We start from the raw sequence: 10,326 nt of genomic DNA on the forward strand, positions 1-10,326 counted from the left end.
GAGGAGACGAGGTCGAAGGGGCGGGAGCGGAAGCGGTAGGCGGCCGAGGTGAGCGCGCCGACCGGGCAGATCTGGATGGTGTTGCCGGAGAAGTAGGACTCGAAGGGGTCGCCCTCGCCGGTGCCGACCTGCTGGAGCGCGCCCCGCTCGACCAGTTCGATCATCGGGTCGCCGGCGATCTGGTTCGAGAAGCGGGTGCAGCGGGCGCACAGCACGCACCGCTCGCGGTCGAGCAGCACCTGGGTGGAGATCGGTACGGGCTTCTCGTAGGTCCGCTTCTTGCCGTCGAAGCGGGATTCGGCGTTGCCGTGGGACATCGCCTGGTTCTGCAGCGGGCACTCGCCGCCCTTGTCGCAGACCGGGCAGTCCAGCGGGTGGTTGATGAGCAGCAGTTCCATCACGCCGTGCTGGGCCTTCTCGGCGACCGGCGAGGTCAGCTGGGTCTTCACCACCATGCCGTCGGTGCAGGTGATGGTGCAGGACGCCATCGGCTTGCGCTGGCCCTCGACCTCGACGATGCACTGGCGGCAGGCGCCTGCCGGGTCCAGCAGGGGGTGGTCGCAGAACCGGGGGATCTCGATGCCGAGCTGCTCGGCGGCGCGGATGACCAGGGTGCCCTTGGGCACGCTGATCTCGATGCCGTCGATCGTCAGCGTGACGAGGTCCTCCGGCGGGACCGCCGCCTGGCCCCCGCCGCCGGGAGCACTGGTGGTCACGGTCATGCGTTCACCTCCGGGCGGTCCGCCCAGGCCGTCGACTTGGCCGGGTCGAAGGGGCAGCCCCGGCCCGTGATGTGCTGCTCGTACTCCTCGCGGAAGTACTTCAGCGAGGAGAAGATCGGTGACGCGGCACCGTCACCGAGGGCGCAGAAGGACTTGCCGTTGATGTTGTCGGCGATGTCGGCGAGCTTGTCGAGGTCGGACATGACGCCCTTGCCGGCCTCGATGTCCCGCAGCAACTGCACCAGCCAGTACGTTCCTTCGCGGCAGGGCGTGCACTTGCCGCAGGACTCGTGGGCGTAGAACTCGGTCCAGCGGGTGACGGCCCGGACCACGCAGGTCGTCTCGTCGAAGCACTGCAGCGCCTTGGTGCCGAGCATGGAGCCGGCGGCGCCGACGCCCTCGTAGTCGAGGGGGACGTCGAGGTGCTCGTCGGTGAACATCGGGGTCGAGGAGCCGCCCGGTGTCCAGAACTTCAGGCGGTGGCCCGGCCGCATGCCGCCGCTCATGTCGAGGAGCTGGCGCAGGGTGATGCCGAGCGGGGCCTCGTACTGGCCGGGACTCGCGACGTGGCCGCTGAGCGAGTAGAGCGTGAAGCCCGGGGACTTCTCGCTGCCCATCGACCTGAACCAGTCCTTGCCGTTCTTCAGGATGGCGGGAACCGACGCGATCGACTCGACGTTGTTCACCACAGTGGGACAGGCGTAGAGGCCTTCCACCGCAGGGAAGGGGGGACGCAGCCGCGGTTGGCCACGGCGGCCTTCGAGCGAGTCGAGCAGTGCGGTCTCCTCGCCGCAGATGTACGCGCCCGCGCCCGCGTGCACGGTGAGCTGGAGGTCGAGTCCGCTGCCCAGGATGTTCTCGCCGAGGTAGCCCGCCGCGTAGGCCTCGCGCACGGCCTCGTGCAGCCGCCGCAGGACGGGGACGACCTCACCCCGCAGATAGATGAAGGCATGCGACGACCTGATGGCGTAGCACGCGATCACGATGCCCTCGATGAGGCTGTGCGGGTTCGCGAACAGGAGCGGGATGTCCTTGCAGGTGCCCGGCTCCGATTCGTCGGCGTTGACAACCAGATAGTGCGGTTTTCCATCACCCTGGGGAATGAACTGCCATTTCATTCCGGTCGGGAACCCCGCGCCGCCGCGGCCGCGCAGCCCGGACTCCTTGACGTAGGCGATCAGGTCGTCCGGTGACATGGCGAGGGCCTTGCGGAGCCCCTCGTACCCTTCGTGCCTCCGGTAGACGTCCAGCGACCAGGACCGGTCCTCGTCCCAGAAGGCCGACAGCACGGGTGCGAGCAGCTTCTCGGGGCTCATGTCCTTCAGCTCGGATGCCACGCTCATCACTCCCCCTCCTCGGCGGCAGGCCCTGTCGGGTGGGACGGGTCGGAGGCCGAGGTCTCCTGCGGCGCGTCATGGGAACTGAGGTGCTCGGCCGGTGACGGCTCGTGCACCCTGTCCTGCGGTTCCCCCTGCGGACCTCCGCGCGGATGGACCACGCGTGCCGATGCGGCCTCTCCCCTTGCCAGGCGGAGGCCCACCAGCGACGCGGGTCCCGCACTGCCGCCCTCCTCGACGGCCCCGGGCCGCTCGTCGGGGAAGCCGGCCAGGATCCGCGCGGTCTCCTTGAAGGTGCACAGCCGTGCCCCGCGCGTGGGCTGTACGGGGCGCCCCGCGCGCAGGTCGTCGACCAGGCGCTTGGCGCTCGCCGGTGTCTGGTTGTCGAAGAACTCCCAGTTGACCATCACCACCGGGGCGAAGTCGCAGGCCGCGTTGCACTCGATGTGCTCCAGGGTGACCTTGCCGTCGTCGGTGGTCTCGCCGTTGCCGAGGCCCAGGTGTTCCTGGAGGGACTCGAAGATCGCGTCGCCGCCCATGACCGCGCACAGCGTGTTGGTGCACACGCCGACCTGGTAGTCACCGGAGGGGCGGCGCCGGTACATGGTGTAGAAGGTGGCCACCGCGGTGACCTCGGCCGTGGTCAGGCCGAGCACGTCCGCGCAGAACTGCATGCCGGTGCGCGTGACGTGGCCCTCCTGCGCCTGCACGAGGTGGAGCAGCGGCAGCAGCGCCGACCGGGAGTCCGGATAGCGCGCGATGATCTCGCGCGCGTCCGCCTCCAGCCGGGCCCGGACGTCGTCCGGGTAGGCGGGCGCGGGCAGTTCGGGCATGCCCAGGCTGACGCCCCGCTCCGAAGAAGAGGTGGTCACCGGTCGACGCCTCCCATCACGGGGTCGATGGACGCGACGGCGACGATGACGTCGGCGACCTGGCCGCCCTCGCACATCGCCGCCATGGCCTGCAGGTTGGTGAAGGACGGGTCACGGAAGTGGACCCGGTAGGGCCGGGTGCCGCCGTCGGAGACGGCGTGCACCCCGAGTTCGCCCTTGGGTGACTCGACGGCCGCGTACGCCTGTCCCGGCGGGACGCGGAAGCCCTCGGTGACCAGCTTGAAGTGGTGGATCAGGGCCTCCATGGAGGTGCCCATGATCTTCTTGATGTGGTCGAGGGAGTTGCCGAGTCCGTCCGGTCCCAGGGCGAGCTGGGCGGGCCAGGCGATCTTCTTGTCGGCGACCATGACCGGGCCGGGCTGGAGCCGGTCCAGGCACTGCTCGACGATCCTGAGCGACTGGCGCATCTCCTCCAGGCGGATGAGGAAGCGGCCGTAGGCGTCGCAGGTGTCGGCGGTCGGGACGTCGAACTCGTACGTCTCGTAGTCGCAGTACGGCTGCGCCTTGCGCAGGTCGTGCGGGAGGCCGGTGGCACGCAGGATCGGGCCGGTCGCGCCGAGGGCCATGCAGCCGGCCAGGTCGAGGTAGCCGATGTCCTGCATGCGGGCCTTGAAGATGGGGTTCCCGGTGGCGAGCTTGTCGTACTCCGGGAGGTTCTTCTGCATCTTCTTCACGAACTCGCGGATCTGGTCCACCGCGCCGGGCGGCAGGTCCTGGGCGAGTCCGCCGGGCCGGATGTGCGCGTGGTTCATGCGCAGGCCCGTGATGAGCTCGTAGATGTCGAGAATCAATTCACGATCACGGAATCCGTAGATCATGATCGTGGTGGCGCCCAGCTCCATGCCGCCGGTGGCGATGCACACCAGGTGCGAGGAGAGCCGGTTGAGCTCCATCAGGAGCACCCGGATGATCTTGGCGCGCTCGGTGATCTGGTCCTCGATGCCGAGGAGCTTCTCGACGGCGAGGCAGTAGGCCGTCTCGTTGAAGAAGGACGTCAGGTAGTCCATGCGCGTGACGAAGGTGGTGCCCTGCGTCCACGTGCGGTACTCGAGGTTCTTCTCGATGCCGGTGTGGAGGTAGCCGATGCCGCAGCGGGCCTCGGTGACCGTCTCGCCCTCGATCTCCAGGATCAGGCGGAGCACTCCGTGGGTGGACGGGTGCTGGGGACCCATGTTGACGACGATGCGTTCGTCGTCGGCTCGGGCCGCGGACTGGACGACCTCGTCCCAGTCGCCACCGGTGACCGTATATACGGTGCCCTCGGTGGTCTCGCGCGCGGACGCGGCCGACGCGGCGGATGCTGACTGCGTGCTCACGAGTACGACCTCCGCTGGTCCGGAGCCGGGATCTGGGCGCCCTTGTACTCGACGGGGATGCCGCCGAGGGGGTAGTCCTTGCGCTGCGGGTGGCCCTGCCAGTCGTCGGGCATCATGATCCGCGTCAGGGCCGGGTGACCGTCGAAGACGATCCCGAAGAAGTCGTAGGTCTCGCGCTCGTGCCAGTCGTTGGTCGGGTACACGGAGACCAGCGACGGGATGTGCGGGTCGCCGTCGGGGGCGCTGACCTCGAGGCGGATCAGCCGGTTGTGGGTGATCGAGCGCAGGTGGTAGACGGCGTGCAGCTCGCGGCCCTTGTCGTTCGGGTAGTGGACGCCGCTGACTCCGGTGCACAGCTCGAAGCGCAGGGCCGGGTCGTCGCGCAGGGTGCGGGCGACGCGGACGAGGTGTTCGCGTTCGATGTGGAAGGTCAGCTCGCCGCGGTCGACGACCGTCTTCTCGATGGCGTTGCCGGGCAGCAAGCCCTGTTCCTCCAGGGCGCCCTCCAGTTCGTCGGCGACCTCGTCGAACCAGCCGCCGTAGGGCCGGGCGGCCGGTCCCGGGAGCCGGACGGAGCGGACCAGGCCGCCGTAGCCGGAGGTGTCGCCGCCGTTGTTCGCGCCGAACATGCCGCGCTGGACGCGGATCTCCTCGCCGCCCTGGCCGCGGCGTCCGGGGAGGTTGGAGGCGGACAGGTCCTTGTCGGGGTTGACCCCGTTCGTGGAGCCGTTCACCGCGTCGGCTCCGTGGGTGCCGTTCGCGTCGCTCACCGCAGCAGCCCCTTCATCTCGATCGTGGGCAGGGCCTTGAGCGCCGCCTCCTCCGCCTCGCGGGCCGCTTCCTCGGCGTTCACGCCGAGCTTGGAGGACTGGATCTTCTGGTGGAGCTTGAGGATCGCGTCCATCAGCATCTCGGGGCGGGGCGGGCAGCCGGGCAGGTAGATGTCGACCGGGACGATGTGGTCGACGCCCTGGACGATCGCGTAGTTGTTGAACATGCCGCCGGAGGAGGCGCAGACACCCATGGAGATCACCCACTTGGGGTTGGGCATCTGGTCGTAGACCTGCCTCAGGACGGGCGCCATCTTCTGGCTGACCCGGCCGGCGACGATCATCAGGTCCGCCTGGCGCGGCGAGCCGCGGAAGACCTCCATGCCGAAGCGCGCGAGGTCGTAGCGGCCGGCGCCGGTGGTCATCATCTCGATGGCGCAGCAGGCCAGGCCGAAGGTGGCCGGGAAGACGGACGCCTTGCGCACCCAGCCCGCGGCCTGCTCGACGGTGGTCAGCAGGAAGCCGCTCGGCAGCTTTTCTTCGAGTCCCATGTCGTTAAAGGCCCCTCAGTCCCATTCCAGGCCGCCGCGCCGCCATACGTACGCGTACGCGACGAAGACGGTGAGCACGAAGAGCAGCATCTCCACGAGCCCGAAGATCCCCAGGGCGTCGAAGGTGACGGCCCAGGGGTAGAGGAAGACGATCTCGATGTCGAAGACGATGAAGAGCATCGCCGTCAGGTAGTACTTGATGGGGAAGCGCCCGCCGCCGGCCGGCGTGGGGGTCGGCTCGATGCCGCACTCGTAGGCCTCGAGCTTGGCGCGGTTGTACCGCTTCGGACCGATCAGCGTGGCCATGACCACGGAGAAGATCGCAAAGCCTGCCCCGAGGGCTCCCAGTACGAGGATGGGCGCATACGCGTTCACCGCTCCTCGCTCCTCTCAGTCGGCGCTGACTGCTGGCGGTTGCACTGGGCTCACACCGGTCCCACCGGTCCCACGAACCCCGCTCGTCCCGGGCGAAGATCGAGAACATGTGAAGCAGGTCACAAGCCCAACTGCCTCGCATCTTATGCCTGCCGCTCTGTGATCTGCGACACGGGGTATTGCACAAGCTTTGTGATCTCCACCACCTGACGAAGGATCATGAAGTCGGATGATGAGTGATCTTCATACGCGAAGCGTTCAGTTGATCACCAGAAGTGACAATCCTGCTCGTCGTCGCAGGCCGGAGGGGGCGTCTCAATATCAAGAGAGTTCCGTTGCATGCAAATTGGCGTTGGACGCGGCGGGCTGCTAGAGGGCCGCGTTCACACATCAGGGGGAGCCGGAGGCGGGGTGTGGACGCCGGCCGGGGTGCGTGCACGCGTTCACGAGCCGGGCGCGCACGGGACGCCGCGGTTCCGGTGGCCGTTCCGTGACCTCCGTCACACTCATGAGAGGCCGCCGAGAACCGGGCTTGGCCAACGACCCCAACCGATGGTAGGCCGAGGGCAATTCGGACGTAATGATCAAAGACCGTGATCAAGGGCTTGATCACGGGCGTCCGCAATGTCCGTTAGGGCGTCAATAAAGAGTGACGCGCCCGGGATTTGGGGGCGCCATTGAGCAACTGTGGCGCAGCACACGTTTCTTGTAGATATGAAGGAGCCCCTGGTACCGGTTGTTCCCATGTCCCACACCGCTCACATACGCAGCCACCGGAAGCCCCGCCGCAGCGCGTCGACCCTCGCGATGCGGGCCGGAGTTGCCGGTGGCGTTCTCGGCACCCTGGCAGTCGCCGGGGCGTCCGGCTCGGCGAACGCGGCCGAGCCGGTGACGCAGACCCTTGAACTGCCCACCCTGACGGCCGACCTGGCCGCTCAGGCGGCCCAGTCCGCGGACGCCACCGAGCAGGCCGCCGCGAACTACCAGCTGCAGGCCGAGCGTGACGCGGCTGCCGCCAAGGCCGCCAAGGAGGCCAAGGCGGACCTCGCCGAGGCCAGGCAGAAGGCGGCCGAGGCCAAGAAGAAGGCCCAGGAGGACGCCCGCAAGGCGGCCGCCGCCCGTGCCTCGCGCACCGCGGACCGCACCACGCTCTCCACCACGGCGGACACCGGCTCGACGTCGACCTCGACCTCCACCTCCACCGGCACCTCCACGGCCACCGGTTCGGCCGCGGCCGTCATCAGCTTCGTCAAGGCCCAGGTCGGCAAGGCGTACGTCTCCGGTGCCACGGGCCCGTCCGCCTACGACTGCTCCGGCCTGGTGCAGACGGCCTTCAAGCAGGTCGGCATCAGCCTGCCGCGTGTCTCCCAGGACCAGTCGACCGCCGGCACCCAGGTCTCGCTGAGCAACCTGCAGCCGGGCGACATCCTGTACTGGGGCAGCGCGGGCAGCGCGTACCACGTCGCGGTGTACGTCGGCGACGGTATGTTCGTGGGCGCCCAGAACCCCTCCACCGGCGTCGTGGAGCGCCCGCTGTCCTACGACCCGCCCACGGGCGCCGTGCGGGTGCTCTGACCGCACCCGGCGCCGTACGGGTGCTCCGACCGCACTCCGTACCTCTCACGCACGCAAGGGCCGCAGCCGCTCGGGGGCAGCGGCTCTCGCGTCGTTCCTGGCATGCTCGGCCCGGGCCGCCGTCCGGCGGTCCGACGCCGAGTGAAGGAGTCCGCGCGATGCCACGCGTGTTCGTTCAGGGAGTTCCCGCCGCCCATTACCCGCGCCACGCCCCCGGGGCCGGGCGGGGCGCGGTGCGCCGCATCACCGAGGTCGGCGAGCAGGTGCTGCACAAGCCGTGCCGGGACGTCACGGAGTTCGGGCCCGACCTCGCCGCGCTCGTCGACGACATGTTCCGCACCATGTACGTCGCCGAAGGAGCCGGGCTGGCCGCGAATCAGGTCGGTGTCGATCTGCGCGTGTTCGTGTACGACTGCCCCGATGACGACGGAGTCCGGCATGTCGGACACGTCGTCAATCCCGTGCTGGACACGCCCACGAACGGTCGGCGGCTGCTCGACGAGGGCGAGGGCTGCCTGTCGGTGCCCGGCGCCGTGATGGCCGTACCGCGGCCGGACCGGGCCGTCGTGCGCGGGCAGGACAAGGACGGCCGTCCGGTCGTCGTGGAGGGCACGGGGTACTTCGCGCGGTGCCTGGCCCACGAGACCGACCACACCAACGGGTACGTCTATCTGGACCGGCTCTCGAAACGGGACAAGAAGGACGCGCTGCGGCAGATGGCGGCCCTGCGGGACGAGGTGCACGCCCGCCGGGCCGCCAACGCCGCGGCCTTCGGCGCCTGATGAGGTCTCAGCGCCCGGTCAGGCCTTCGGGGCCACCTTGCTCAGCCCGTTGATGATGCGGTCCATCGCGTCGCCGCCGGTGGGGTCGGTGAGGTTCGCCAGCAGCTTCAGGGTGAACTTCATCAGCACCGGGTGGGTCAGGCCCCGCTGGGCGGCGATCTGCATGACCTTCGGGTTGCCGATGAGCTTCACGAAGGCACGGCCGAGCGTGTAGTAGCCGCCGTAGGTGTCCTTGAGGACGCGCGGGTAGCGCTGGAGGGCGATCTCGCGCTGGGCGGGCGTCGCGCGCGCGTGGGCCTGCACGACGACGTCGGCGGCGATCTGGCCGGACTCCATGGCGTAGGCGATGCCCTCGCCGTTGAAGGGGTTCACCAGGCCGCCGGCGTCCCCGACGAGCAGCAGCCCGCGCGTGTAGTGCGGCTGGCGGTTGAAGGCCATCGGAAGGGCGGCGCCGCGGATCGGGCCGGTCATGTTCTCCGGGGTGTAGCCCCAGTCCTCCGGCATGGAGGCGCACCACGCCTTGAGGATCTCGCGCCAGTCCAGCTCCTTGAAGGAGGCGGAGGTGTTGAGCACGCCGAGGCCCACGTTCGAGGTGCCGTCGCCCATGCCGAAGATCCAGCCGTAGCCGGGCAGCAGGCGGTCCTGGGGGCCGCGCCGGTCCCACAGCTCCAGCCAGGACTCCAGGTAGTCGTCGTCGTGGCGGGGGCTCTCGAAGTACGTCCGGACCGCGACCCCCATGGGGCGGTCCTCGCGGCGGTGCAGGCCCATCGCCAGGGAGAGGCGGGTGGAGTTGCCGTCGGCGGCCACCACCAGGGGCGCGTGGAAGGTGACCTCGCGCTTCTCCTCGCCGAGCTTGGCGGTGACGCCGGTGATGCGGCCGGTGCGGTCGTCGACGACCGGGCCGCTCACGTTGCAGCGCTCGTACAGCCGCGCTCCCGCCTTCTGGGCGTTGCGGGCGAGCTGCTCGTCGAAGTCGTCGCGCTTGCGGACGAGTCCGTAGTTCGGGTAGGCGGCGAGGTCCGGCCAGTCCAGCTGCAGCCGGGAGCCGCCGCCGATGATCCGCAGGCCCTTGTTGCGCAGCCAGCCCGCTTCCTCGGAGATGTCGATCCCCATGGCGACGAGCTGTTTCACCGCGCGCGGGGTGAGGCCGTCGCCGCAGACCTTCTCGCGCGGGAATTCGGTCTTCTCCAGGAGCAGCACGTCGAGACCGGCCTTGGCGAGGTGGTACGCGGTGGTGGAGCCGGCCGGCCCCGCTCCCACGACGATCACATCGGCGGTGTTCTCGGAGAGGGGCTCGGTCACGACGGTCACGGCGGGATCTCCCCAAGTTCGAAGTCAGTGTGCCGACCGGCACGGGACACGGGCAGTCTATTCAGCACGATCGATCACCCGGCTGAAGGGTTGCCCCGGCTCCGCCCGCGGTACGGCCGCGCGTTCCCGTGCCGGCGGTGTACGAGGACTCACCGCGCGCCGGCCGCGGCTGCTTCCGGCCGGATCGCAACGTCAACTACGCACCGTAGTCATCTGTTACAGAAAGACACCGACGCCTTCCGGGTGGCGCGGGCGGGAGTTACCCTGCCAGTACCGCTGGGGGTGACATCTGTGCGTATAACACCCAAAACACTCGAAGTGCGCGTTCCGCGTCTGGTCGGTCTGATGGCCGTCGACGCGCGCGAAGCGGCCCGCGCGCGGGGGCTGTCCCTCAACGCGCCGGACCGCCCGGACTTCGCCCGCACGGTCGTCGACTACGTCGTACGCCAGTATCCGCAGCCCGGCGCCGAGGTGCCGGCGGACTCGATGGTGTACGTGTGGTTCGACTTCGGTGAGGGCGGGGGCGGCGGAGGGGTGCGCGAGCCGCGCGTCCCGCGGCCCCCGACGGGTGGACTGCAACGGGAACTGGACCAGCCCGGCGACCCCTGCGGGGTGGCCGGACTCAGCTCTCCTTGAAGCCCCGGTGCAGCGCGACCACACCACCGGTGAGGTTGCGCCACGCCACCTTGGACCA

The 10,326-nt window shown here is 69.3% G+C and carries 11 protein-coding genes and 1 pseudogene; 3 read left to right on the top strand and 9 right to left on the bottom strand.

Going from position 1 to position 10,326, the window contains the following annotated elements:
- From IE312_RS38930 to IE312_RS05455, 7 genes are all read right to left on the bottom strand, one after another.
- Nucleotides 1-722 (bottom strand): 2Fe-2S iron-sulfur cluster-binding protein (locus IE312_RS38930; RefSeq protein WP_229899103.1); only part of this gene is annotated, 722 nt, incomplete at its 3' end.
- Nucleotides 719-2,068 carry an NADH-quinone oxidoreductase subunit NuoF gene (gene nuoF / locus IE312_RS05430; protein ID WP_189978815.1) on the bottom strand — a complete coding sequence of 450 codons (1,350 nt, stop codon included), beginning with the start codon at nt 2,066-2,068 and terminating at the stop codon, nt 719-721. The genes nuoF and IE312_RS38930, both read right to left, overlap by 4 nt.
- Nucleotides 2,065-2,931 carry an NADH-quinone oxidoreductase subunit NuoE gene (nuoE, locus tag IE312_RS05435; RefSeq protein ID WP_189978817.1) on the bottom strand — a complete coding sequence of 289 codons (867 nt, stop codon included), beginning with the start codon at nt 2,929-2,931 and terminating at the stop codon, nt 2,065-2,067. Before nuoE ends, nuoF begins: the two co-directional genes overlap by 4 nt.
- Entirely contained in the window at nt 2,928-4,268 is a 1,341-nt protein-coding gene (locus tag IE312_RS05440; protein WP_189978820.1) for an NADH-quinone oxidoreductase subunit D, read from the bottom strand. Before IE312_RS05440 ends, nuoE begins: the two co-directional genes overlap by 4 nt.
- On the bottom strand, nt 4,265-5,038 hold the full coding sequence (locus IE312_RS05445) for an NADH-quinone oxidoreductase subunit C (protein ID WP_189978822.1): 774 nt from the start codon (nt 5,036-5,038) through the stop codon (nt 4,265-4,267). The genes IE312_RS05440 and IE312_RS05445 overlap by 4 nt, the downstream gene beginning before the upstream one ends.
- Nucleotides 5,035-5,589: a NuoB/complex I 20 kDa subunit family protein gene (locus tag IE312_RS05450; protein WP_007383964.1), complete on the bottom strand. Its 555-nt coding sequence runs from the start codon at nt 5,587-5,589 to the stop codon at nt 5,035-5,037. The genes IE312_RS05445 and IE312_RS05450 overlap by 4 nt, the downstream gene beginning before the upstream one ends.
- Nucleotides 5,590-5,604: 15 nt before the next feature.
- Nucleotides 5,605-5,964 (bottom strand): NADH-quinone oxidoreductase subunit A, encoded by a 360-nt coding sequence (locus tag IE312_RS05455; RefSeq protein WP_003992243.1) that lies wholly within the window; start codon nt 5,962-5,964, stop codon nt 5,605-5,607.
- A 744-nt stretch (nt 5,965-6,708) separates the two neighbouring features.
- Between IE312_RS05455 and IE312_RS05460 the strand changes: the two genes are divergently transcribed.
- On the top strand, nt 6,709-7,539 hold the full coding sequence (locus tag IE312_RS05460) for a C40 family peptidase (protein WP_189978824.1): 831 nt from the start codon (nt 6,709-6,711) through the stop codon (nt 7,537-7,539).
- Between the two features lie 158 nt (nt 7,540-7,697).
- On the top strand, nt 7,698-8,321 hold the full coding sequence (def, locus tag IE312_RS05465; RefSeq protein WP_189978826.1) for a peptide deformylase: 624 nt from the start codon (nt 7,698-7,700) through the stop codon (nt 8,319-8,321).
- An 18-nt stretch (nt 8,322-8,339) separates the two neighbouring features.
- Here def and IE312_RS05470 read toward each other — a convergent pair whose 3' ends face one another.
- Nucleotides 8,340-9,632: a geranylgeranyl reductase family protein gene (locus IE312_RS05470; protein WP_189978828.1), complete on the bottom strand. Its 1,293-nt coding sequence runs from the start codon at nt 9,630-9,632 to the stop codon at nt 8,340-8,342.
- Between the two features lie 318 nt (nt 9,633-9,950).
- Between IE312_RS05470 and IE312_RS05475 the strand changes: the two genes are divergently transcribed.
- Nucleotides 9,951-10,268 (top strand): PASTA domain-containing protein, encoded by a 318-nt coding sequence (locus tag IE312_RS05475; RefSeq protein ID WP_189978830.1) that lies wholly within the window; start codon nt 9,951-9,953, stop codon nt 10,266-10,268.
- Here the strand turns inward: IE312_RS05475 and IE312_RS38935 are convergent.
- Nucleotides 10,255-10,326: pseudogene (locus tag IE312_RS38935) on the bottom strand (bifunctional demethylmenaquinone methyltransferase/2-methoxy-6-polyprenyl-1,4-benzoquinol methylase); the annotation flags it as partial. The gene IE312_RS05475 and the pseudogene IE312_RS38935 sit on opposite strands and share 14 nt — an antisense overlap.

The organism is Streptomyces capoamus, from assembly GCF_014654935.1.
In the GTDB taxonomy this organism is placed as follows: Bacteria; Actinomycetota; Actinomycetes; order Streptomycetales; family Streptomycetaceae; genus Streptomyces; species Streptomyces capoamus.